The sequence below is a fragment of the Amycolatopsis sp. NPDC049252 genome (assembly GCF_043197175.1).
In the GTDB taxonomy this organism is placed as follows: Bacteria; Actinomycetota; Actinomycetes; order Mycobacteriales; family Pseudonocardiaceae; genus Amycolatopsis.
The window spans coordinates 1-22,727 of the sequence record NZ_JBICSQ010000068.1; the positions used below are offsets into that span (position 1 = coordinate 1).

Here is a 22,727-nt window from a genome sequence, read left to right on the forward strand (position 1 = left end):
GGGCCAAGGCTCCGGGTCGTGTCGTCCATCCAGGTACGCGTGTCGTCCGCGCAGGTACGCGTGTCGTCCGTCCGGGTTCAGGCCACCGCGGGTTCCTGGTCGGCGAACTGGGTGGCGTGGAGGGTCGCGTAGCGGCCGTTCGCGGCCAGGAGCTCGTCGTGCGTGCCGCGTTCGACGATCTCGCCGTGCTCCAGGACCAGGATCTGGTCGGCGGCGCGGACCGTCGACAGCCGGTGTGCGATGACCAGGGCCGTGCGGCCGGCCAGCGCGTGGGTCAGGGCTTCGCCGACCGCGGCCTCGGACTCGGAGTCCAGGTGCGCGGTCGCCTCGTCGAGCACGACGACCTTCGGCTGCGCGAGCAGCAGCCGCGCGATCGTCAGCCGCTGGCGCTCACCGCCGGAGAGCCGGTAACCCCGCTCCCCCACCGTGGTTTCCAGGCCGTCCGGCAGGGAGTGCACCAGCTCCCCGAGCCGGGCGCGCTCGAGCGCTTCCCAGATCTCGTCGTCGGTGACGCCCGGACGCGCGTAGGCCAGGTTCGCGCGGATCGTCTCGTGGAACAGGTGCCCGTCCTGCGTGACGACGCCGACGGTTTCCCGCAGCGAAGCGAAAGTCAGGTCACGAACGTCCACATCGGACAGCCGGACCGAACCCGAGTCGACGTCGTAGAGCCGCGGCAGCAGCGACGCGATCGTCGACTTCCCCGCGCCCGAAGACCCGACCAGCGCGACCATCTGCCCCGGCTCCGCGCGGAACGAGATCCCGTGCAGCACCTCTTCGCCGCCGCGGTGATCGAGCGTCGAGACGTCCTCCAGCGACGCCAGCGAGTACCGGTCCGCGGCCGGGTACCCGAAGCGGACGTCGGAGAATTCGACCGCGACACCGTCCGAAGGCGGCAGCGTCCGCGCGGACGGCTTCTCCTGGATCATCGGGTCGAGGTCAAGCACCTCGAAGACGCGCTCGAACGACACCAGCGCGGTCATCACGTCGACGCGGACGTTGGCCAGCGCGGTCAGCGGCGCGTAGAGCCGGGTCAGCAGCAGCGCCAGCGCGACGACGGTGCCCGGCGCGAGCTGCCCGGTCAGCGCGAGGTACCCGCCGAGGCCGTAGACCAGCGCCTGCGCGAGCGCCGAGACGAGCGTCAGGCTGGTCATGAACCAGCGGGTCAGCATCGCGGTCCGGATGCCGATGTCACGCACGCGCCCGGCGCGTACGCCGAAGTCGTCGGCTTCCTGCACGGGGTGGCCGAAGAGCTTGACGAGGGTGGCGCCCGGCGCGGAGAACCGTTCCGTCATCTGCGTCGTCATGCCGGCGTTCAGATTCGCGGCTTCCCGCTGCAGCCCGGCCATCCGGCGGCCGAGCCGGCGCGCCGGCAGCACGAAGATCGGCAGCAGCACCAGCGCGAGCAGCGTGACCTGCCAGGACAGCGTGAGCATGACGGCCAGCGACAGCGCCAGCTGGATCGTGTTGGTGACCAGGCCGGACAGCGTCGCGGTGAACGTCCGCTGCGCGCCGATGACGTCGTTGTTCAGCCGGGAGACCAGCGCCCCGGTGCGGGTGCGGGTGAAGAACGCGATCGGCATGCGCTGCACGTGCTCGAAGACCGCGCGGCGCAGGTCGTAGATGATGCCTTCCCCGATGCGCGCGGACTGCCAGCGCTCGATCAGGCCGAACCCGGCATCGGCGACCGCCAGCCCGGCGATCACGATCGCCAGCCAGATCACGACGGACAGGTCGTGCCCGCTGACGATCGCGTCGACCACCTTGCCCGCCAGGACCGGGGTCGTCACCGCCAGCACCGCCGAGACGACGGTCAGCACGAGGAAGATCAGCAGCGCCCGCCAGTGCGGCCGGGCGAAGCGGGCGACGCGCTTGAACGTGCCGCGGTTCAGCCCCTTCGGCACGTCGTTGGCGCGCATCGCCGAGCTGAGCAGCGCCCAGGTGTTGTCCACGGGAGACCCCCAGTTCCAAAACCTCTACCAAAGCTGAGGTTTTCTTCGGATATGACCTGGACAACGCGGCCGCCGTCCGATTGCTTCCCGATCGCGTTCACTCGCCGCGAACGACCAGCTGCAGCGCGGCACGCAGCCGCTCCGCCTCGGCGCCCAGCGGCGCCAGCAACAGTGTCTCGGCTTCGCCCGTGGCCTCTTCTCCCGCACGGCGAACGCGATCCCCCTCGTCAGTCAACCGGACGAGGCGCTTACGGCGGTCACCGGGCGCGACCTCGCGCCGGACGAGGCCCTTCGCCTCCAGTTCGTCGACGAGCGCGACCATCGTCGTCCGGTCGATGCCGAGCCGGGCCGCGCCGTCCTGCTGGGACTGCGCGGGACCGTCGCCGAACAGCGTGAGCAGCGCCAGCTGCCGCCCGGTCACCCCGAGCGGCTCGTACAGCGGCTCCGCCAGCTCGTACAGCCGCAGCTGGGCGTGCTTCAGCAGGTAGCCGAGCCGCCGGGTGACCGCGGGCGGCGGGCCGGTCTCGAGGTCGCTGGACATGCGAGAACTCTACCCCTACCCTGATCGTCAGTCTTGCTGATGATTTTTACAACTGATAATCAGGAGTGCACCATGACCACCGTGGGTCTCAAACCGTCCCAGCAGCACGTCGGCGTCGCCACCCTCCGCGAACTCTGGGCGATCGCCGACGACGGCGGCTTCGACGGCTGCTGGGTGTTCGACCACCTCGTCCCGATGGGCCCGGACCGCACCGGCGACATCTTCGACGGCTGGAGCCTGCTGGCCGCGATGGCCGAGGCGACGAAGCGCGTGCGCATCGGCTGCCTGGTGTCCGGCAACACCAACCGGCACCCCGGCACGTTCGCCAAGATCGCGGTGACCGTCGACCACCTTTCCGGCGGCCGGCTCGACGTCGGCCTCGGCGCGGGCGGCGACGCCCTGACCGACACGATGATGGGCACCCCGACCGCCCCGGCGATCGAACGTGTCGAACGGCTCGCCGAAACCTGCGAAATCCTCCGTCTGTTGTGGACCGAGCCGGTCACCGACCACGCCAGCCGGCACTACACGCTGACCGGCGCGCTCAGCGATCCCAAGCCGGTGCAGGAAAAGCCGCCGCTGTGGCTCGGCAGCAGCGGCGAGAAGCGCGGCCTGCGCGTGGTCGCCGAGCACGCCGACGTCTGGCTCAACGCAGCCCTTCCCGGCACCGAAATCGTCGAACTGCAACGGCTTTCGTCGGTTCTCGACCGCCATTGCGCCGAGGTCGGCCGTGACCCGGCGACGATCCGCCGGGCCGCGCAGTTCCGCGTGCCGTCCGACGCGGACAGCGCGCTGCGCCTCGCGGAGAGCTACGTCGAGGCCGGGTTCACCGAGCTGATCCTGATGCCGACCGGGCACGGTGACGTCGTCCGCGCGTCCGAAGCCGCCGCGAAACTGCTGCCCCGCCTGCGCGACCTCGGCTGAAGCGGACCGCGGGCCCCTCGGTAGCCTGACCTGGTGGAAACGGAGGTGGGCCTGGCGCCCGAGCGGGGGCGCGTGGTGCGGTTCTTCACGGCACCGACCCATTCCCCCGGCACCGGTCCCCTCAAGTGGGACCTGGGCTTCTACCTCGGCTGCCTGGCCTTCGCGCTGCCGACCGCGCTCGTCGCCGAGTTCTACGGCTACCGCGTCTGGGGCACCTTCGCGACGGCTGCGTACGGCTTCGGCGCGCTGCACAGCGGCTGGCTGCTGCTGTCCGCACGCACGGGGCGTACGCCACGCGGCCCACTCGGTTCGCGCTGGTGCGGGATCGCCGCCGTCGCCCTGTTGGCAATGATCCTTCCGTTGGCAGTCCTGGTGATTCGCCGGCTGACCGGAGTGGACTGGCTGATCACGCCGTTCTCCTGGGCCGCCCAGCCCGAGGTCTGGGTGATCGAGCGGTCCGCGGATCTGCTGCTGCACCACGGAACCCCCTACGTCGACGTCACCGCGCTCGGCCGGGCGCCGGTGGTAAACGATTACACGCCCTACGGCCCGGTGATGACGGTCTTCGGCCTGCCGCGGGCGCTGTTCGGCGGCACCCCGCTGACCGACGCCCTCACCGACGCCCGCTGGATGTTCGCGCTGGCGACCTGCGCGTGCGTGCTCGGCACGCTGAAACTGCTGAAGTGGCCACGAGTCCCGGTCGGCGCCGCGCAGCTCGCGCTGGCCTGCCCGCTGACCGCGCTCACCTGGGCCGTGGCCGGCCCGGACCTGGCGATCGTGGGACTGCTGGTGCTCGCGTGCGCCCTCGCCGCGACCGGACGCGGTGCCTGGTCGGGTCTCGTGCTCGCGCTGGTGATCAGCGCGAAGCTCATCGTCGCGCCCGCAGCCGCGGTGCTGGCCGTGTTCGTGCTGGTACGACGGGGAAAGGGGCTCGACTGGCCCGCAGTGGCGCGGTTCGCGACCGCGCTGGTGGCCACGACGGCCGTGGTGCACCTGCCGGTGTACCTGGTGGATCCGGCGGCGTTCGTGGAGCACGTCTTCCGGTTCCCGCTGGGGATGGGTGTCGTGCGTTCACCCGCGGCGAGCCCGCTGCCGGGCCACCTGATCGCCGAAACCGGGGCGATCGGCCAGGTGGCGGCGTTCGTGCTCGTCGGCGCCGCGGCCGTGGCGATGCTGGTCTGGCTGGTGCGCCGGCCCCCCGCGAACGGCTCCGGTGCACTGCTGCGCATCGCCGTCGGACTCGGCGCGTTGATCCTGCTGACTCCGGCCACTCGCTACGGCTACCTGGTGTACCCGCTGGTCCTCCTCGGCGGGTACCTGGTGTTCCGCATGGCCGAAGCCGGAACTCGCGGTCCCGCTGCGCCCCCCGCGCAGCAGTCAGCGACTACTTCTTCTTGACCCTGGTGGCCCCGCCGCGCCCCCGCAGCTGAACCCCGGACTCCGACAGCACCCGGTGGACGAACCCGTAGGAGCGGCCCGTCGACTCCGCGAGGGCCCGGATGCTCGAGCCCTTCTCGTATTTCTTCTTGAGGTCAGCGGCCAGCTTGTCGCGCGTGTTGCCGGTGATCCGCGCGCCTTTCTTGAGATCAGCCACGTCGATCGCCTTCCCGCCGAGAGTGTTCTGGGCCACATATCGGCCCCTGCCGGGGCAATGATCGAACACTGAGCGCCGGAATGCCAGACGACAGCCCTAAAACGGCCGAAACTGCGATCACATTGGGCCATTCCAGTGCCTCACCGGCAGTGATCTTGCACCCGAATGGACGCACGGCTCACGCAAGCTGGACAAGTTCCAGATAGTCCGGCGACCAATGGTCCTCGGTGCCGTCGGGCAGCAGGATGACCCGCTCCGGCTCCAGGGCTTCGACCGCGCCCGGGTCGTGCGTCACCAGGACGACGGCGCCCGAGAAACTACGCAAAGCGTCCAGGACCTGGGCGCGGCTGGCCGGGTCCAGGTTGTTCGTCGGCTCGTCGAGCAGCAACACGTTGGCAGCGCTGGAGACCAGGCCGGCCAGGGCGAGCCGGGTCTTCTCACCGCCGGAAAGCGTGCCGGCGGGCTGGTCGAGTTGTTCGCCGGTGAAGAGGAACGAACCGAGGAGGTTCCGCAACTCCTGCGCACCGGTGTCCGGAGCGAGATGTCGGATGTTTTCCCACACCGACGCATCATGATCAAGAGTTTCGTGTTCCTGTGCGTAATAGCCCAAACGCATTCCGTGACCCGGGACGATGCCGCCGGTGTCCGGGGTTTCCATTCCGCCGAGCAGCCGGAGCAAAGTGGTCTTTCCGGCGCCGTTCAAGCCGAGCACGACCACCTTCGAGCCACGGTCGACGGCGAGGTCGACGCCGGTGAAGATTTCGAGCGAGCCGTACGACTTCGACAGCCCCTCCGCCATGAGCGGCGTGCGGCCGCAGGGCGCGGGCTCGGGGAACTTGATCCGGGCGACCTTGTCGGCCTGGCGGGTGGCGTCGAGCGACGACAGCATCTGCTCCGCGCGCCGCGCCATGTTCTTGGCCGCCACGGCCTTCGTCGCCTTCGCGCCGAGCTTCGCGGCCTGCGTCTGCAACGCCGCCGCCTTCTTCTCGGCGTTGGCGCGCTCGCGGCGGCGGCGCTTCTCGTCGGTGGCGCGTGCGTCCAGGTACCGCTGCCAGCTCATGTTGTAGAGGTCGAGCTCGCCGCGGGTGGCGTCGAGGAACCACACCTTGTTGACGACGTCGGCGAGCAGCTCGACGTCGTGGCTGATCACGACCAGGCCGCCGTCGTGCTGCTTGAGGAACCCGCGCAGCCAGTTGATGGAGTCGGCGTCGAGGTGGTTGGTCGGCTCGTCGAGCAGCAGGATCGTCTCGGACTTGCCGCCGGCGCCCGCCTCGGCCGCGGCGAACAGGATCCGCGCCAGCTCGACGCGGCGGCGCTGGCCACCCGAGAGCGTCCCCAGCGTCTGGGAGAGCACCCGGTCGGCGAGGCCGAGGTTCGAGCAGATGCGCGCGGCTTCGCTCTCCGCGGCGTACCCGCCCTGCGAGGAGAACCGCTCCTCGAGCCGGGCGTAGCGGTTGATCGCCTTGTCGCGCTGCGCGTCGTCGACCAGCTCGGCCATCGAGGCCTGCGCCTTCTCCATGTCGCGCATCAGCTTGTCGAGACCGCGCGCGGACAGCACGCGGTCCTTCGCGGTGACCGACAGGTCGCCTTCACGCGGGTCCTGCGGCAGGTAGCCGAGCTCGCCGGTGCGACGGACGTCACCCGCGTGGGCCTCGCCTTCGCCGGCGAGGACCTTCAGCGAGGTGGTCTTGCCGGCGCCGTTGCGGCCGACGAGGCCGATGCGGTCGCCGGGCTGGATGCGGAGGGTCGCGCCGTCGAGCAGGATGCGCGAACCCGCGCGCAGCTCAAGGCCGGTGGCCGTGATCAAGGAAAACTCCCGGGAAAGGGGGTGAATGGTGGACAGCGTCAAGCGAACCGGTCGGGTTGACCGGCGCGACGGCTCACTCCAGAAGGATCTCCACGCAACCAGTGTACGGGGCGTCGTCCACGGGTTTTCGCCGACGTGTGCGGGCTCACCCGTCGCGCAGCGTGATCTCCACGTCGAGGGCCCGCGCGGCGGCTTCTTCCAGAATGCTCCGCCGCGGCTCGCCGAGCTCCAGCACGCGCGGTTCGGCGCGGGCGAACAGCGGCGCCAGGCGGCGGTCCGCGCGCAGCTCGTCCAGGGCCCGCCGGTCGCCGCCGAGCACGACGGCGTCCACTTCGGACAGTCGGGGGACGAGCACCTCGGCGGCGTCGGCCGCGGACGCCTGCAGCGCGTGGCGCGCCTGTCCTTCCCGGCGCCGGGCGAAGCGCTGCTGCGACCAGCCGCCCGCGGCGGACCGGCCGTGGACGAGGTGACGGTCGGTGCGGGAGACCTCGATCCGGCCGTCGTAGGCGATGCCGACGCTGTGGCTGCCGAGCCGCACCAGCAGGAGCGCGATCCGCCGCGGCGCCAGCGCGTGCGCCACGAGGCCTTCGAGCGAAAGGACGGCCAAGGGTCCGAAAGGGACGGTCGCGATCGCCGTGGTGCCGTCGCCCGCGACCACGCGGACCTCGCCGGGGGTGGCTTCGGTCGTCACGACGCCGTCGTGCCGACCGGCGAACCGGTCGAACCAGCCGGCGAGCCGGTCCGGCGGGACCTCGACGGCGCGCCCGCCGCCCGCGACCTGCCGTGCCTTCGCCATGGGCACAACGGTACGGGGCCGCCGCGTTTCCGCGACGGCCCCGTGGTTTCCGTTGTGCGATCAGGTTACTGCGGGTGCACCGGACCGTTGTTCGTGACGCCGTGCACGTTCGACGGCCGGCCGGCCCCCGCGGGCTGGACGAACCCGTTGATGTGCAGGGCGACCGAGCGGATCGAGCCGACGTCGCCGCCGGCCACGTCGGCCACGAAGAACGTCCAGCTGCCGTCGACGACGGCCCCGGTCAAGCCGCTGAGGGCGTTCGCCGGCTTGTACGAACCGGTGAACGGCGCGTTGGACGCCGTCACCGTGCTGAACGCGGTCGCGGCGTCGTCGGCGAAGACGACCTTGCACAGGTTCTTGCCCGAACCGCCGTTGCGCTGGAACACCGTGGCCTTGGCCCCGGACGGCGAGGTCAGCGAGCCGACCAGGTCACCGACGTAGGAGTGGTTCAGGCCGACCGCCGTCGAAAGCGGGTCGGTGCTGCAGGTGGTGCCGTCCACCGAGAACGACACCTTCGACGCGCGGCCGACCCCGGTGACCGGGATGGTCACCGAAGCGCCGACCGGGCTGTTGTCCGGGATCGCCACCGGCGCGCCGGTGTAGGCGAAGTCCTGCGCGACCGGCGACGGGGTGCCGACCGGGAGCGAGAACGTCGACGTCGTCGGCGAGTGCGCACCGGCGAAGGTGACCTTGGCGTTCAGCACGACCGGCACGCCGAGCTGCTGGCTCGCCGGGACGGTGATGGTGAAGTCGTTGACGCCGGTCTGTCCCGGGCTGATGGTGCCGTAGGACTTGGCGCGCGGCGCCACGGTGACACCCGGGGTCGGGCTGGTGAGCACGACGCTGGTGGAGACGGCGGCGCCGTCACCGTCGTTGGTCACCGGCAGGGTCACCTTGGCGGTGTCACCCGGGTCGAGCGCGGAGCCGCCGTCGGCCGGGGTGACCGTCGGCTGCTTGGCCACCGCGAGCGGCTGCGGGCTGGCGCCGGTGTAGGCGAGCACCTTGTCGGCGAGGATGACGCCGGCGCCGGTGACGTTGTCGCGGCCCGGGGTCTCGATGTCGACGGCCGTGTTGAGCAGCGCTTCCCGGACCTCCGACGGCGGCAGGCCGGGGTTGCCCGAGAGCACCAGCGCCGCGATGGCCCCGGCGTGCGGCGCGGCGGCCGACGTGCCGAAGAACGGGCTGAAGCCGGTGACGCTGGTCTGCACGCCGTCGGCCGCGGTGATCTCCGGCTTGTTCCGGACCTCACCACCGGTCGAGGAGACGTTGCCCGGGGTGATCGGGGTGCCGTCGGCTTCGTAGAACACGCGCCGCGGGCCGTCGGAGCTGAACCGCTCGGCCTTCGACGAGCTGCTGAACGAACCCGGGAACGGGCCGGCCGGGTTGGCCGGGTCACCCGGCTCGAGGGGCCGGCCGAACGCCGCGGCCGCCGGGGTGGCGGCCACGCTGAAGGCGTCACGCGCGGCCGAGTGGCCGACCGTCACGCCCGGGGTGTTGTAGGCCTTGAGCCCGTCCGCCGAGTCCTTGAACCGCCCGCGCAGCGCGGACAGCGACAGGTAGCGGCCCGCACCCGAGAACTTCACGACGGCCAGGCGCAGGCCCGAGCCGCCGAAGATCGGCGTCTGCAGGATCTCGAACGGGTCCTGGGTGCCGTCCTGGACGTCCTGGCTGAAGCTGACGACCGCGCCCGTCGAGTCGAGCAGGTAGAGGTCGTAGTCGTTCGACGAGGCGCCGAGCGGGTCCGACCAGTGCAGCGTCACCGGCACGCCGGCCGACGACGCGTCCGAGACGGGCTCGTAGATCTGGTTGCCCGCCGCGCCGGCGAAGTTGTGCGCGACACCGGCGAACTTGCCGACCGACTTGCCGGAGTCGACGAAGTCGCCTTCCCAGTGCCCGGCGGTGCCGTCGAGGACGTTGCCCTCGTTGCCCGCCGACGAGAAGTACAGCGCGCCGTCGGCGGTCACGTCGTTCACGGCCTGGGCGATGATCCAGTCCTGGAACGGGCTTTCCTTGAAGTAGATGACGTCGTCGACGATGACGTCGCAGTGCGACTCGAAGCGCAGCTTGCGGATGTTGTCCGCGAAGCTGGCGTCGGAGTTGAACGCCGACGCGAAGCCGAGCGCGGCCTTGGGCGCGAGGTCGTGGATGATCTCGAGCATCGCGGTGCCCTCGTCGCCGTCGCCCTCCTGCCCGGCGATGACGTCGACGTTCGGCGGCAGCTCCCCCTTGGCCTGCGAAGTGGCCAGTGAGTCGACGCCGTCCGACAGGGCGCACGCCTTGACGCCGACGCCGGTGACGCCGAACTGCTGGCGGGCGATGTCGGCGTTGTGCGCGCGGTCGCCCTCGCTGGTCAGCGTGGCGGCCGCGGCGGCGCTGCGCTGCTGGGTCTTGCTCGTCAGGGCCTTCTGCAGCTCACCCGAGATGCGGGCGGCCTTCTGCTGCTTGGTCTCGGCGGCCTTGCCCGGCGTCGTCGCGGGGGTGGCCAGTTCGCGGGCGGTCAGGGCCTGGTCGGCCTGCTCGACGCGCTTGACGTCGCCGCGGGCGGCGATCGCGCTGACGGCGGCCAGCGGCACCTCGGCCCGGATGCTGCCGTACCGGTCGGACACCGCGCGGATGCCCGCCCCGGCCTTGGTGAGCCCGGAGATGAGGTCCGGGGAGACCTTGGTCGCGCGGATGTCGACCAGCACCGTCCCGGTCTTCGAGACGGCGGCCCCGGACTGCAGTGCGGTCAGCTGCTTCCCGACGCCCTTTTCGGCGACGAGCAGCTTGCTGTCTACTTTGGACTCCGCCGCGGTCTTCCCGGCCTTGACGGCCTGCAGGGCGGCGATCTGCTGCTGCGCGGTGGCGCTGAAGGTGTCCGGTGTGGACGCGGTGGCGGCGCCCGCGGCGGGCGGCGACACCAGGCCGAGCGCGGCGAGCAACGCCGCCGCCCCGGCCGTGAGCACAGTGGATCTCGATCTCGTGGAACGGGTACGACGCACGTGCGCCCTCCGATATCTCCAGGCGCGTGCCCCGACTCACGCTGACCGACGCCGGTGATCACCGGCAGGACCCAGCTAAGTACTGTGAGTTCTCTGTAAGCATCAGCCGTTCGAGTGACATCGGATGGGTAATTTCCTGAATGGACCGTAAGTCGTAGGCCGTTCAGTCGAACCGCTCAACGCGGCACAGGACGCACAGGACTCACGAACGGACAAGAACCGGACAACCGGTGGGATCGTTCCCCCATCACAGGACGAACGAATCCGACCACGGCTGCGCCGACCGCCCGGACAAAGCGTCCAAAAGGGTCACCGCCTGCTTGTCCGTCAGCGACGCCACGAAGTCCACCACCGCCCGGCCCCGCGCGAGGTTGCGCACCTCGTCCGCTCCGGTCACCGGCTCGCCCGTCGCGCCGACGAGCAGCTCCGGTGCCGTGCGCGCCAGGCCCGTGTACTCGGCGCGGGCCAGCTCGACCAGGTCGTGCAGCCGGCGGGGCAGCCGGGAGACCTCGTCGCGGTCCAGCAGCCACGCGTCGAGCGCGTCGACCAGGCTCGCGACCACGCCGGCCTGCCCGCGCTGGTGCAGCGCGAGGTCCGGGCGCAGCAGCACGAACCGCCGGTGCACGAACTTCAGCACCTGGACCTCGTGCCACTGGGCCGTCGCCAGGGTCACGTGGCCGGCGCGGGTGGACGGCGACGCCACCACGAACACGCCGTCGACGAGGCGGGCGGTCCAGTTCGCCGAAAACGCCGCCGTCGCCTGCTCGGCCTCGGTCGAGCCGTCGAAGGCGCCGGCCAGCAGCCCGTCGACGAGTTCCGCGCGCACCCGCGCGACCGCCGCGGCGAAGGCGTCGTCGTCGACGATCCACGCGTCCTTGGCGTGCATCCGGCGGCGCAGGCGTTCCAGCGACCGGCCCGGACGGCGCAGTTCCGCGTACAGCGTGTCGTCGTCGAGCCCGGCGAGCTCCTCGGCGTGCAGCAGCCACTCCCCCAGCTCCGCCGCGACCGGCGCGTGCTGCAGGACGCCGATGCGGTGGAAGTCCTGCAGGTCGTGGATGGCGTAGGCGATGTCGTCGGCGGTGTCCATCACGGACGCCTCGACCGTCTGCTGCCAGCTCTCGATCCGCCCGGAGAACGCGGCGCGGGCCTGCTCGAAGTCGTCGAGTTCGGTGGCGTAGGCGGAGAACTTGGCCGCGCCGGTGCCCGGGTGGTCGTCCGGCTCGGCGGCGCCGCGCGGCGGGACGGCCATCCCCGACGGGTGCGGCGCGGGGTGGTGCAGCCGCAGCCACGGGTACTTGAGGACGGCGGCGCGCACGGCGGTGGTCAGGTCGAGCCCGATCGCCGACGGCCCGCGGACGTCGGTGGTGGTGATGATGCGGAACGACTGCGCGTTGCCCTCGAAGCCGTCGGCGAGGCCGAAGCGGTGCCGGGCGACGCGGTCGAGCGTCTGCTCGCCGAGGTGCCCGAACGGCGGGTGCCCGAGGTCGTGCGCGAGCGCGGCGGCCTCGGCGACGTCCGGGTCGCAGCCGCCCAGCTTCGCGGCCAGATCGGCTTCGGGGCCGGTGGTGATCCGCTCGGCGATGGCCCGCGCGACCTGCGCGACCTTCAGGCTGTGGGTGAGCCGGTTGTGCAGCAGCCCGGCCCCGCCGGCGCTGACCACCTGCGTCACCCCGCCGAGCCGCGCGAAGAACGGCGACGCGGCGATCCGGTCGCGGTCGATCCGGAACGGGCTGCTCGCCAGGTCGGTGAACCCGCCGGCGTTGGTCACCGGGTCCCGTCGAGCCGCGCGGAGGTCCGTTTCGGTGCCGTGATCCATGCGCCCGACCTTATCCGGCTTCACCTGATCGGCGGGCGCACGCCGTACCGGGCGCGGGTACTCCTGGTTCCAGGAGGTCACCATGTCCCGAACCCCGGTCCTGCTGGTCGCGTTCGCCCTGGTCGCGGCGGGGTGCGGCGCTCCACCGGGCGAGCCGGGGCGCGCCACCACCACCGCGGCTTCCGCGGCTCCGACGTCGGCCGCGTTGATCAAGGTCCCGGACGTCTCCGGCATGAACCACCAGGACGCCCAGAACGCGATGCAGAAGGCCGGCCTCTACAACCTGCGCGAGGTCGACGGCACCGGCCAGGGCCGCGCACTGCTGATCGACCGCAACTGGGTCCAGACGGGCCAGGACCCCGCGCCGGGCACCGAGGTCCAGCCCGACGCGGTGATCACCCTGACCGCGGTCAAGATCACCGAACGCTGACCGTGTCGTCCAGCTGTGTACGCGTGTCGTCCGCCTGGGTACGCGTGTCGTCCAGCCGAGTACGCGTGTCGTCCATCCAGGCCCGCGCGGGCGCCCGTACCGGAACGGCCGACACGCGTATCCAGGCGGACGACACGCGTACCTGGATGGACGACACGGCTTAGTCAGGCCTGAGGCGGGGTCGTGTACGCCGCCAGGGTGCGGTCGGCCGCCGCGCGCGCGTTGACCGGGTCGGCGCCCGCCGCGACGTCGGCTTCGTACCAGGCTTCGCCTGACGCCGTCATGAACCGGATGCCTTCCGACGACATCATCCAGGCCATCGCCGCTTCGGCGTCGACGGCCGTGCCCGGGTTGGCCAGGTGCAGGACCAGGCCGACCAGCATCCCGTCCCAGCCGATGCCGACCGCGCCCGGGCCGAACTCGTCCCAGCGCTCGTCGACGTGCGCGACGTGCTCCAGCTCGAACCGGGTGCCGTCGCCCTCCGGCGTCAGCCGCACCTCGATCCAGCTGACGTTGCCGCCGAACTCCCACGTCGCGGCGAAGCCGCGTGGCGGGTCGCAGCGCTCGACCGTGCCGCCCGCGTTGCCCTCCAGCTGGTAGTGCCCGCCGAGCTTCAGCTCGCCGCTGACCGGCAGGAACCAGCGCGGGATGCGCTCGGCGTTCGTGCAGGCGTCCCACAGGTCGTCGACGTCGGTGTCGTAGACCTGGCTGATGGTCAGGACGCGGGCGTCCTTCGCGTCGATCACCCGGTCGCCGAGCGTCCGGCGGATGGCGCTGATCTGGTGGCTGACGTCGATCACGGAGAGTCTCCTTCTTCTTCGGCGAGGCGCCGGGCGCGCTTGCCGCGGGCGATTTCGGTGGCCAGCGCGTCGAGGTGCGGGGTCCAGAACCGGCGGAACCGGGCGAGCCAGACGTCGATGTCCTGCAGCGGCTCGTGCCCGACCGCGTACAGCCGTCGGGCGCCCTCCTGGCGGACGATCGCGAAGCCGTTGTCCCGCAGCACTTTCAGGTGCTGGGACACCGCGGGCTGCGAGATGCCGAACTCGGCCCGGATCACCTCGGTCACCGCCCCGGCGGCCCGTTCGCCGTCGGCCAGCAGCTCGAGGATGCGGCGGCGGACCGGATCGCCGAGGACGTCGAACGCGTGCACCCGGCCAAGTTACAAGTGTCCACTTATATAAGTCAAGCGCGATACAGTAACCCGATGTGAGTAACCCGGGTGCCGCTGCGATGAACATCAGTCGACATGGGTTTCGTTTCGGCGCGCGAGCGGCGAGCATCGGAGACGTGAAGTCGCCACGCGCGGTCCGCTTCGCCTTCCAGCCGCTGTACAGCCTCCAGACCGGGGGCGTCGTGGCTCACGAAGCGCTGGCCAGGCCGGGCAACGGAACCGTTCCGGAGCTGCTGACCCAGGCCCGCCGCGAAGGCCGGCTCGCCGAGGTCGACCTGGGCCTCGCCATCGCCGCCGTCCGGCAGGACGAGACGTCGTTGCCGCTGCACCTGAACCTCTCCGCCCGCACGCTCGGCGCGCCGCTGGCGATGCTCGACGACCTGCTGGCCGAGCTCGGCAACGCCGGGCGCCGCACCCGCGACGTCGTCCTCGAGATCGGCCCGCCGTTCTCCCCGCTGCCGACCGAACGCGCGCTGGCCGGGATGCGGGCGCTGGCCGACCTCGGCTTCCGGCTGGCCCTCGACGGTCTCGGCCGCGGCGACCTGCCGCTGAGCCTGCTCGTCGAGGCGCCGGTCGACCTGATCAAGCTGGACCGCACCGTGCTGCGTGGGCTGCCCGACGACCAGTCCTCGGTCGCCGTCGTCGAGGCGCTGCAGCACTACACCAGCCGCACCGGCACCCGGCTGGTCGCGACCGGCCTGGAGACCGACCCCCAGCTCGACGCCGTCCGCGGCCTCGGCATCCGGATCGCGCAGGGCAACCTGCTCGCCCCGCCGACCGCCGCCGGCCCGGCCCCGGCCCTGCTCAACCGGGCGCCCGCCGCCGCGGCCGGCACCCCGGGCCCGGCCCAGTGCGTCGGCGACTTCCTGCGCCCGGCCACGACGCTGCCGGAGACCGCGACGTGCGACGAGGTCCGTGAGGTGCTCGCGGCGGCCGACGCGCCCTCGGGCGTCATCGGCGTCGACGAGCTGAACCGGCCCCGCTGGTCGGTGGACCGGACGCGGTTCCTGGTCGCCGTCACCGGGCCGTACGGCCATGCACTGCACGCGAAGCGCCCGGCCGAGCGGCTCGCCGACGCCCCGCACACGATCGAAGCGCGCGCCGGCGCGATGGAGTTCCTCGAGCTGGTCACCGACGCCGACTGGGGCCGCACCGGCGACGACGTCGTGGTGGTCGACGACGTCGGCCGCTGCCTCGGGGTGGTGCTGGTGACCGAGGTGGTCCGTGGCGTGGCCGAGGCGAAGGTCGAGGCCGCGGCGGCGCTCAACCCGCTGACCCGGCTGCCGGGCAGCGACACGGTGGCCCGCGACGTCGCCCGCCGGATCACGATCGGCGAGCCGTTCGTCGCCGCGTGGCTCGACATCGACGCGTTCAAGACGGTCAACGACACGGCCGGGTTCGCCGCGGGCGACGACCTGATCCGCGAGCTGGGCGCGGCGCTCACCTCGCTGTCCGGCGGCCTGCGGCGGATGCGGGTCAGCCACGTCGGCGGCGACGACTTCCTGGTCGTCTGTGACGTCGACGAGATCGCGACGGTGGCGGGCGCCCTGCTGGACCGTCGCTGGCAGGCGGACGGCCTCCCGGTGACGGTCTCGCTGGCGACGCTGGTGTGCGCGAGCGGCTCGATCCGGTCGTACCAGGAGGTGTCCCGTCTGCTGGCGCCGTTGAAGAAGCGCGCGAAGGCGGTCCCCGGGTCGAGCTGGGTGCTGAGCCGCCCGGGTTCCGACCGCGTCGAGGTCCTGCGCGGCATCGGGACGCGCGGGCTGCAGGCCGCGGCCGGGTGACGTCAGAAAGTCGACAGGCGCCGGTTCGCCCGGTCGATGAACGTGCGCAGCGCTTCGGCTGCTTCGTCACTCCGCTCGACCGCCTCGCTCATCATGTTCGAGTCCGCGGTGATCGACCGTGACCGGCTGATGACCTCCTCCGCGTCGCGGACCAGGTCCCCGTCGACGTCCGGGTCCGCGAGGAGCCGGACGAGGTAGTAGGCGCTCTGCGCCTCGGCGCGCAGGTGGTACGTCTCCTGCCGCACAGCTTCGCGGCTTTCGCCCTTCACGCCCTCGAGCCGCTTCTTGGCCCGATCGAACTCCGCCCGCCTGAGCGTGGCGGCCACGGACGCGTACGCGGCGACGGCGTTCGTGAACTCCTCGCGGCGCTTCTCGCTCCGGGCTTCCGCGGCCGTCCGCCGCAACGTCAAGCGCTGGAACAGGTAAGTCAGGCCGGAACCGAGGAGGGTTCCCGCCACGGCGACGACGGCCGTCCAGATCGAAGACACACGAGGCAGTCTCCCACTCACGAGCCGTAGGTACGCAAGTAATCCGCGAAGCGCTCGTCGACCTCCTCGGCCGTCAGGCCGAAGTCCGCCAGGCTGTACCTGTGCACCGGCTTCGCCGAGCCCGTGCGGCTCTCCTCGTGCACCGCCGTCATCGCCGACCTCGCTTCCCGGGTCAACGTCAGTCCGAAGTGGTCGTACACAGTGGACACCGTGCCGACCGGGTCCGCGACGAAGTCCTCGTACGCCACATCGCAGAATTGGGCCGCGTCATACCGGGCGCGAGAGGCGTGGAACTCGTCCGCGCCGCGGGCCCACAGGTCCAGCTGCGAGCGCCCGATCACCTCGCCGCGGAACTTCGACGACCAGCCGTCCGCGGCCTTCTCCGCCAGGCTGCACATCGAGCCCATGATCGTGCGCGGCGCGCGGTGGGTCTGGATCACCAGCGCGTCCGGGTACGCCGCCATCAGGGCGTCCAGCGCGAACAGGTGGCTCGGGTTCTTCAGCACCCACCGCCGGTCCGCGTCCGGCAGCCCGATCAGCTGCAGGTTGCGCCGGTGGCGGCCGTAGGCATCCGTCCAGTCCTGCTTCGCCAGCCAGCGCGAGTAGCGCGGCAGGTGCGCGAGGCACTCGAACGACACCGACCGCATCGACTGCCGCAGCAGCTGCCAGCACTCCTCGACCTGGTCCGCGGACATGTGGTGCACGCCCATGAACTCCGGGTGCTCGACGTGGTGACGCTCGTAGCCGGCCTGGATCCCCTGGAACACCGGGTTCTCCGCCCACGTCGAACGCGGCGGCCGCGGCTGCGGCACCTCGGCGAGCCACACCTCGAGCCCCTGGTGCGCGGGGTCCTCGACGAGCAGCCGGTGCAGCGCCGTCGTGCCGGTGCGGGGCAGGCCGGTCACGAAGATCGGCCGCTCGATCGCCACGGAAGCCGACGCCGGGTGCTGCTTCCAGCCCGCCTCACTGAGCAATCGGGCGACGAGCGCGCCGCGCAGCATCGCGCGGTGCACCTTGTTCCCGAACGGCGTCAGGTCCTCGTCCGCCTCGAACGACTCCAGCAGCACACGCAGGCCCTCGACGTAGTCGTCGCCGCCGAAGTCGTCGAGCCCGGTGAGCTTCGACGCCGAGGCGTGCAGGTCGTCGAACGTGCCCAGGTCGGCCCGGCCGGGGAGCATGGATCCTCCTAGTGGTGGTACTCGCCGCCGTTGACGTCGAGGCACTGCCCGGTGATCGCGCGCGCCATCGGCGACGCGAGGAACACCACGGCGTCGGCGATCTCGTCGGGTTCCGGCAGCTTGCGCAGGTCGATGGTCGACGCCGTCTCGGCGTAGACCTCCTCGGCCGTGATCCCGCGTTCCTTGGCCAGATAATTGAAGTACCACTTGAGGTTCGGCGCCCAGATGTACCCGGGCGCGACCGTGTTGACGCGGATGCCGTCCGGCCCGAGTTCGCTCGCCAGGCTCTGCGACAGCGACAGCAGCGACGATTTCGCCATCTTGTACGCGCCGAACGTCCGCCGCGAATGCCGCAGCACCGCCGAGTTGATCATCACCAGCGAGCCCTTGCTCTCCTTGAGCGCGGGCAGGAACAGCCGGGTCAGCCGGAGCACGGAGATCGCCGCGGTTTCGAAGCCCGCGCGGACCGCGTCGAAGTCCACAGTGGCCAGATCGGTCAGCGGCGGGACGGCGAAGGCGTTGTGCACCACCGCGTCCACCCGGCCGAACGCCTCGACGGCCTCGCTCACCAGGTTGGCGGCGGAGTCGGCGTCGTCGATGTCGGTCCGGACCGCGACGGCCCGGCGGCCGAGATCGGTGACCTCCTTGGCGACCTCGGTGAGCCGCGACTCGGTGCGCGCGGCGAGCACGACGTCCGCACCGGCCATGGCGCTGCGCACGGCGATCGACCGGCCGAGGCCCGGGCCTATGCCCGAGACGACGACCACCTTGTCCCGCAACAACTCCGACATGCTCACCCCAGCATCCGGGCGGCGACGGCGTCCTGCCGGGCCGCGATCCTCGACGCCCATTCCTCCGGCGTCACCCGGGCTTCGTCGTAGAACGGCACCCGGTCCGGCAGGTCGTCCACCTTGACGACCTCGACGACCGGGCCGTCGTCCGGGCCGAGGTCGCGGGCGAGCCGCTGCCAGCGGATCTGGACGTACCCGCGGTCGTGCCCGGTGCGCTCCAGCCAGTTCGCGACGCCGGGGTCGCGCTCGCTGATGACGAACCGGATCTTGCCGTCCGGGTCGACCCGCGCCTGGTCGGCGGTGAGGCTCGTCTGGTGGTTGATGTAGTCGAGCGAGACGTACCAGAGGCTGCCGAGCTGGATGCCCTGGTACGGCGCGTCGGCGCAGCGCGGCACGGTGACGACCATCGCCTCTTCGTCGCCCAGCTCGTAATGTCCGGCCGAGGAGAACTGCGTGGTCAGCCCGCCCGGCGTCGAACGCGGCTCGGTCATCGTGTTCACCGGCAGGTCGTCGTAGAACCACTTCGGGAAGGCCAGGAACGTCTTCAACCGGCTCAGCAGGATCTTGCCGGTGACGCCGTAGCGCTTGGCCAGCGCCGACCGGTCCGGCACCGGCGGCGCCTGCCCCGCGGTGTCGACGCACTGGATGCGGATCTCGCCGCGCTTCTCGGTCGCCCAGTCGCTGTGGACCTCGCGCACCACGAGCATCGACGAGCCCTGGCCCAGGGTGAAGTAGTTCGGTCCGGGGTTCTCGCGCGCCGGGCCGAAGCGCAGCTCGAACCGGCCGTCTTCGTCGATTTCGATCGCGCGGTCGTCGAACGCGGCGAGGCTGTCGGGCACCACGACCGGCGAGTAGTCGCCGTTGAGGATCTGGAAGCTCAGGTCGGCGGTGGTCCCCCGGACGCCGGTGACCAGGTACTCACGGTCGTCGCGGATGTTCGCGTTGAAGTAGAGCGTGTCCGGGTTGTCCAGCCCCATCTTCGTGTACGGCCCGGTGGAGGAGGTGAAGTACGGGAAGTCGCGCTGGTAGGCCCAGGCCATCTGCAGCGACGCCCGGATGCTGCCCGCGAGGTAGTCGTACCCCTCCAGCAGGTCCTGCTCGGTCTTCACGTGCGGCGCGCCGGCGAGCAGCTTTTCGGCTTCGACGATCGCGTCAGCGAACGGCCGCGTCAGCGAGAACTCGTTCTCGATCATGCCGGAACGGCCCAGCGGTTGGCGAGCAGCCGGAAGCCCGGGTTGCCTTCCCAGGAGGTCATCGACTCGTACGTCCGGGTGTAGCCGATGTGCGTCATCCGCCACGCGCCGTCGGTGTCGCGGCGGTAGGTGTCCTCGTAGAACGCGGCGCCGTCGATGATCACCTTGTGGTCGGGCACGATCACCTTGTCGGTGAACGACCACCGCCCGGTCGCGGTGTCGCCGTCGACGTCGATCTCGGGTTGACCTGCGTGGTGCACGGTGATGATGCCGTTGCCGAGGCTCTTGGTGAGGAACTCGAGGATGGCGTCGCGGCCGGCGAGCTGATGCCCTTCACGGCCCGTGGCGCGGGTCCCGTAGTCGGCCGTGGCGTCGACGGTGAAGGTGTCGGCCACCTCGTCCCACAGCTTCAGGTCGACGCCGCGCAGGTAGCGGTACTTCAGCCGGCGGATCTCTTCGAGTACGACCAGGTCCATCGTCACAGGGTCTCGCACCGCTTGACCGATGACAAGAACATGTTCTACTTTTTTCGGGTGTCCGTGACCTCGTACGAGCTGTCGCACCTGGCCGCGCTCGAAGCGGAGGCCGTGCACGTCTTCCGCGAGGTGGCGGCGACCTTCGAGCACCCCGTCCTGCTCTTTTCCGGCGGCAAGGACTCGGTGGTGATGCTGCACGTCGCCGCGAAGGCGTTCTGGCCGGCGCCGCTGCCGTTCCCGGTGCTGCACGTCGACACCGGCCACAACTTCGACGAGGTGCTGCGGTTCCGCGACGAGACCGTCGCCTCCCTCGGCCTGCGGCTGCACGTCGCGAGCGTGCAGGACGACCTCGACGCCGGGCGCGTCGTCGAGGAGACCGGGCCGCGCGCCAGCCGCAACCGGCTGCAGACCGCCACGCTGCTGCGCGCCATCCGGGAAGGCGGCTTCGACGCCGTGTTCGGCGGCGCCCGCCGCGACGAGGAGAAGGCCCGGGCCAAGGAGCGTGTGTTCAGCTTCCGCGACGAGCACGGCCAGTGGGACCCGCGGGCGCAGCGGCCCGAGCTGTGGAACCTCTACAACGGGCGGCACCGGCGCGGGGAGCACATCCGCGTCTTCCCGCTGTCGAACTGGACCGAGCTGGACATTTGGCAGTACATCCGTGACGAGCGGATCGCCTTGCCACCGTTGTACTACGCGCATCGGCGCGAGGTCGTCCAGCGCGACGGGATGTTGCTCGCCGCAACACGGTTTCTGTCTCTTGTAGACGGTGAGACGCCGTACGAGGCGACCGTGCGGTTCCGGACCGTCGGCGACGCGACGTGCACCGGCTGCGTCGAATCGCCGGCGGCGACCCCGTCCGAAGTGGTCGCCGAGGTGGCCGCGACGCGGATCACCGAGCGCGGTGCCACCCGAGCGGACGATAGGATTTCCGAGGCAGGCATGGAAGACCGCAAGCGGGAAGGCTACTTCTGATGCAGCTGCTGCGGATCGCCACGGCGGGCAGCGTCGACGACGGCAAGTCCACGCTGATCGGGCGGCTGCTGTTCGACTCGAAGGCGATCTTCACCGACCAGCTCGCCGCCCTCGAACGGACGAGCCGCGAGCGCGGCGAGGACTACCCCGACCTCGCGCTGCTCACCGACGGCCTGCGCGCCGAACGCGAGCAGGGCATCACCATCGACGTCGCGCACCGCTACTTCGCCACGCCCAAGCGGAAGTTCATCATCGCCGACACCCCGGGGCACCTGCAGTACACCCGGAACATGGTGACCGGCGCGTCCACCGCCGACCTGGCGCTGGTGCTCGTCGACGCACGCAAGGGCGTCCTCGAACAGTCCCGGCGGCACGCGTTCCTCGCGTCCCTGCTCGGGATCGGACACCTCGTGGTGTGCGTCAACAAGATGGACCTCGTCGGCTGGTCCCAGGAGCGGTTCGACGAGATCCGCGAGGACTTCCGGCGGTTCGCGATGAAGCTCGACGTCGCCGACCTGACGTTCGTGCCGGTCTCGGCGCTGCACGGCGACAACGTCGTCCACCGCAGCGCCAGCATGCCGTGGTACGAGGGGACTTCGCTGCTGCACCAGCTCGAAGAGGTGCACGTCGCGTCCGACCGCAACCTGATCGACGCGCGGTTCCCGGTGCAGTACGTGATCCGGCGCTCGGACTTCCGCGGTTACGCGGGCACGATCGCCGGCGGCGTGTTCAAGCCGGGTGACGAGGTCGTGGCACTGCCGTCCGGGTTCACCACCCAGGTGCGCGCGGTGTGGGGCCCGGGCGGAACGCCCCTCGACGAGGCGTTCACCGGGCAGGCCGTGACGGTCGAACTGGCCGACGACCTCGATCTCGGCCGCGGCGCGATGTTGTGCCGCCCCGGCAACCGCGCGGAGTCCGCCCGCGAGGTCGACGCGCTGGTCTGCTGGTTCTCCGAGCGGGCCGAGCTGACCCCGGGCGCGACCTACGTCGTCCGGCACACGACCACCGAGACCCGCGGGTCCGTGGAGAAGCTCGATTACCGCCTCGACGTCACCACGCTGCACCGCGACGAGACGGCGGAGTCGTTGCGGCTCAACGACATCGGCCGGATCCGGCTGCGCACCCGCGCGCCCCTGCTGTTCGACGCCTACCGCCGCAACCGCGCCACCGGCGGCTTCCTGCTGGTCGACGAGCACACCGGCGACACGGTCGCGGCCGGGATGATCACCGGCGCCGCGGCGTCCCCGGTCGTCTGGCACACCACGGCGGTGCGCCGCGAGGACCGGCCGACGCGCGGCGCCACGGTGTGGCTGACCGGGCTCTCGGCGTCGGGCAAGTCGTCGGTGGCGGTGGAGCTGGAACGCCGGCTGGTCGCCGCGGGCCGCCCGGCCTACCTGCTGGACGGCGACAACCTGCGCCACGGGCTCAACGCGGGCCTCGGGTTCAGCCCGGCCGACCGCGCGGAGAACGTCCGGCGCGTCGCCGAGGTCGCCAAGCTGTTCGCCGACGCGGGTGTCGTCGCGATCGCGTCGCTGATCAGCCCGTACGCGGCGGACCGGGAGCAGGCCCGGTCGATCCACGCGGGGCTGCCATTCGCCGAGGTCTTCGTCGACACGCCGCTGGAGATGTGCGAGGCGCGCGACCCGAAGGGGATGTACGCGAAGGCGCGCGCCGGGGAGATCACCGGGTTCACCGGCATCGACGCGCCGTACGAGCGGCCGACGGCTCCCGACCTGGTGCTGCGCCCCGGCGACGGCGACCCGGCCGCGATGGCCGCGGCGATCCAGGCCTTGCTCGACGACCTCGGCTGACCGCTGCCCGTCCGGGCAGCACCTC

General features: G+C 71.3%; 20 protein-coding genes. 6 read left to right on the forward strand and 14 right to left on the reverse strand.

All coding sequences use genetic code 11. The features are described 5' to 3' along the window. Positions 1 to 77: 77 nt before the first annotated feature. Together ACGFMK_RS38605 and ACGFMK_RS38610 are read right to left on the reverse strand one after the other, a co-directional pair. Positions 78 to 1,949 (reverse strand): ABC transporter ATP-binding protein, encoded by a 1,872-nt coding sequence (locus ACGFMK_RS38605; RefSeq protein WP_392774068.1) that lies wholly within the window; start codon positions 1,947 to 1,949, stop codon positions 78 to 80. A gap of 97 nt (positions 1,950 to 2,046) precedes the next feature. Then, positions 2,047 to 2,490 (reverse strand): MarR family winged helix-turn-helix transcriptional regulator, encoded by a 444-nt coding sequence (locus ACGFMK_RS38610; protein WP_392774069.1) that lies wholly within the window; start codon positions 2,488 to 2,490, stop codon positions 2,047 to 2,049. A gap of 72 nt (positions 2,491 to 2,562) precedes the next feature. Here ACGFMK_RS38610 and ACGFMK_RS38615 point away from each other — a divergent pair, with 72 nt between their 5' ends. Together ACGFMK_RS38615 and ACGFMK_RS38620 are read left to right on the forward strand one after the other, a co-directional pair. Then, complete coding sequence (locus ACGFMK_RS38615) at positions 2,563 to 3,414, forward strand: LLM class flavin-dependent oxidoreductase (RefSeq protein WP_392774071.1); 852 nt, start codon at positions 2,563 to 2,565, stop codon at positions 3,412 to 3,414. Between the two features lie 72 nt (positions 3,415 to 3,486). Next, complete coding sequence (locus tag ACGFMK_RS38620) at positions 3,487 to 4,812, forward strand: glycosyltransferase 87 family protein (RefSeq protein ID WP_392774136.1); 1,326 nt, start codon at positions 3,487 to 3,489, stop codon at positions 4,810 to 4,812. Here the strand turns inward: ACGFMK_RS38620 and ACGFMK_RS38625 are convergent. The 5 genes from ACGFMK_RS38625 to ACGFMK_RS38645 form a co-directional block, all read right to left on the reverse strand. Next, positions 4,799 to 5,008: a helix-turn-helix domain-containing protein gene (locus ACGFMK_RS38625; protein WP_003071237.1), complete on the reverse strand. Its 210-nt coding sequence runs from the start codon at positions 5,006 to 5,008 to the stop codon at positions 4,799 to 4,801. The genes ACGFMK_RS38620 and ACGFMK_RS38625 overlap by 14 nt on opposite strands. A 178-nt stretch (positions 5,009 to 5,186) precedes the next feature. Beyond that, a complete protein-coding gene (locus tag ACGFMK_RS38630) occupies positions 5,187 to 6,815 on the reverse strand; it encodes an ABC-F family ATP-binding cassette domain-containing protein (RefSeq protein ID WP_392774073.1) in 1,629 nt (542 codons plus the stop codon). 145 nt (positions 6,816 to 6,960) lie between these two features. Beyond that, positions 6,961 to 7,611: an acVLRF1 family peptidyl-tRNA hydrolase gene (locus ACGFMK_RS38635; protein WP_392774075.1), complete on the reverse strand. Its 651-nt coding sequence runs from the start codon at positions 7,609 to 7,611 to the stop codon at positions 6,961 to 6,963. A gap of 65 nt (positions 7,612 to 7,676) precedes the next feature. Further along, positions 7,677 to 10,556, reverse strand: coding sequence for a S8 family serine peptidase (locus ACGFMK_RS38640; protein WP_392774076.1), 2,880 nt, complete (start codon positions 10,554 to 10,556; stop codon positions 7,677 to 7,679). A gap of 283 nt (positions 10,557 to 10,839) precedes the next feature. Next, on the reverse strand, positions 10,840 to 12,408 hold the full coding sequence (locus tag ACGFMK_RS38645; protein WP_392774078.1) for a deoxyguanosinetriphosphate triphosphohydrolase family protein: 1,569 nt from the start codon (positions 12,406 to 12,408) through the stop codon (positions 10,840 to 10,842). Positions 12,409 to 12,490: 82 nt separating this feature from the next. Between ACGFMK_RS38645 and ACGFMK_RS38650 the strand changes: the two genes are divergently transcribed. Continuing rightward, positions 12,491 to 12,838, forward strand: coding sequence for a PASTA domain-containing protein (locus tag ACGFMK_RS38650; protein ID WP_392774080.1), 348 nt, complete (start codon positions 12,491 to 12,493; stop codon positions 12,836 to 12,838). A 164-nt stretch (positions 12,839 to 13,002) separates the two neighbouring features. Here ACGFMK_RS38650 and ACGFMK_RS38655 read toward each other — a convergent pair whose 3' ends face one another. Both ACGFMK_RS38655 and ACGFMK_RS38660 read right to left on the reverse strand, forming a co-directional pair. Next, entirely contained in the window at positions 13,003 to 13,638 is a 636-nt protein-coding gene (locus ACGFMK_RS38655) for an SRPBCC family protein (RefSeq protein WP_392774082.1), read from the reverse strand. Continuing rightward, positions 13,635 to 13,988, reverse strand: coding sequence for an ArsR/SmtB family transcription factor (locus ACGFMK_RS38660; RefSeq protein WP_392774084.1), 354 nt, complete (start codon positions 13,986 to 13,988; stop codon positions 13,635 to 13,637). The genes ACGFMK_RS38655 and ACGFMK_RS38660 overlap by 4 nt, the downstream gene beginning before the upstream one ends. Positions 13,989 to 14,125: 137 nt before the next feature. Here ACGFMK_RS38660 and ACGFMK_RS38665 point away from each other — a divergent pair, with 137 nt between their 5' ends. Continuing rightward, positions 14,126 to 15,793: a GGDEF domain-containing protein gene (locus tag ACGFMK_RS38665; protein WP_392774086.1), complete on the forward strand. Its 1,668-nt coding sequence runs from the start codon at positions 14,126 to 14,128 to the stop codon at positions 15,791 to 15,793. Between the two features lie 2 nt (positions 15,794 to 15,795). Here ACGFMK_RS38665 and ACGFMK_RS38670 read toward each other — a convergent pair whose 3' ends face one another. The 5 genes from ACGFMK_RS38670 to ACGFMK_RS38690 are packed head-to-tail and all read right to left on the reverse strand — an operon-like array spanning position 15,796 to position 19,919. Then, positions 15,796 to 16,281, reverse strand: a complete 486-nt coding sequence (locus ACGFMK_RS38670; RefSeq protein WP_392774087.1) for a hypothetical protein — start codon at positions 16,279 to 16,281, stop codon at positions 15,796 to 15,798. A gap of 17 nt (positions 16,282 to 16,298) precedes the next feature. Then, entirely contained in the window at positions 16,299 to 17,459 is a 1,161-nt protein-coding gene (locus ACGFMK_RS38675; RefSeq protein WP_392774089.1) for a sulfotransferase family protein, read from the reverse strand. 8 nt (positions 17,460 to 17,467) lie between these two features. Beyond that, positions 17,468 to 18,250, reverse strand: coding sequence for an SDR family oxidoreductase (locus ACGFMK_RS38680; RefSeq protein ID WP_392774091.1), 783 nt, complete (start codon positions 18,248 to 18,250; stop codon positions 17,468 to 17,470). A gap of 2 nt (positions 18,251 to 18,252) precedes the next feature. Further along, entirely contained in the window at positions 18,253 to 19,443 is a 1,191-nt protein-coding gene (locus tag ACGFMK_RS38685) for a hypothetical protein (RefSeq protein ID WP_392774093.1), read from the reverse strand. Then, entirely contained in the window at positions 19,440 to 19,919 is a 480-nt protein-coding gene (locus ACGFMK_RS38690; protein ID WP_392774095.1) for a nuclear transport factor 2 family protein, read from the reverse strand. The genes ACGFMK_RS38685 and ACGFMK_RS38690 overlap by 4 nt, the downstream gene beginning before the upstream one ends. Before the next feature lie 39 nt (positions 19,920 to 19,958). On the opposite strand from ACGFMK_RS38690, the gene cysD reads away from it, so the two are divergent. Together cysD and cysC are read left to right on the forward strand one after the other, a co-directional pair. Then, entirely contained in the window at positions 19,959 to 20,891 is a 933-nt protein-coding gene (cysD, locus tag ACGFMK_RS38695) for a sulfate adenylyltransferase subunit CysD (protein ID WP_392774096.1), read from the forward strand. Next, positions 20,891 to 22,702 (forward strand): adenylyl-sulfate kinase, encoded by a 1,812-nt coding sequence (cysC, locus tag ACGFMK_RS38700; RefSeq protein WP_392774098.1) that lies wholly within the window; start codon positions 20,891 to 20,893, stop codon positions 22,700 to 22,702. Before cysD ends, cysC begins: the two co-directional genes overlap by 1 nt. Positions 22,703 to 22,727 lie beyond the last annotated feature (25 nt).

Bases quoted from the DNA above. Each gene is read 5' to 3' on its own strand.
- ACGFMK_RS38615 (WP_392774071.1), top strand. From the start codon at position 2,563: ATGACCACCGTGGGTCTCAAACCGTCCCAGCAGCACGTCGGCGTCGCC.
- ACGFMK_RS38690 (WP_392774095.1), bottom strand. From the start codon at position 19,919: ATGGACCTGGTCGTACTCGAAGAGATCCGCCGGCTGAAGTACCGCTAC.
- cysD (WP_392774096.1), top strand. From the start codon at position 19,959: ATGTTCTACTTTTTTCGGGTGTCCGTGACCTCGTACGAGCTGTCGCAC.
- ACGFMK_RS38675 (WP_392774089.1), bottom strand. From the start codon at position 17,459: ATGCTCCCCGGCCGGGCCGACCTGGGCACGTTCGACGACCTGCACGCC.
- cysC (WP_392774098.1), top strand. From the start codon at position 20,891: ATGCAGCTGCTGCGGATCGCCACGGCGGGCAGCGTCGACGACGGCAAG.
- ACGFMK_RS38685 (WP_392774093.1), bottom strand. From the start codon at position 19,443: ATGATCGAGAACGAGTTCTCGCTGACGCGGCCGTTCGCTGACGCGATC.
- ACGFMK_RS38645 (WP_392774078.1), bottom strand. From the start codon at position 12,408: ATGGATCACGGCACCGAAACGGACCTCCGCGCGGCTCGACGGGACCCG.
- ACGFMK_RS38610 (WP_392774069.1), bottom strand. From the start codon at position 2,490: ATGTCCAGCGACCTCGAGACCGGCCCGCCGCCCGCGGTCACCCGGCGG.
- ACGFMK_RS38680 (WP_392774091.1), bottom strand. From the start codon at position 18,250: ATGTCGGAGTTGTTGCGGGACAAGGTGGTCGTCGTCTCGGGCATAGGC.
- ACGFMK_RS38650 (WP_392774080.1), top strand. From the start codon at position 12,491: ATGTCCCGAACCCCGGTCCTGCTGGTCGCGTTCGCCCTGGTCGCGGCG.
- ACGFMK_RS38635 (WP_392774075.1), bottom strand. From the start codon at position 7,611: ATGGCGAAGGCACGGCAGGTCGCGGGCGGCGGGCGCGCCGTCGAGGTC.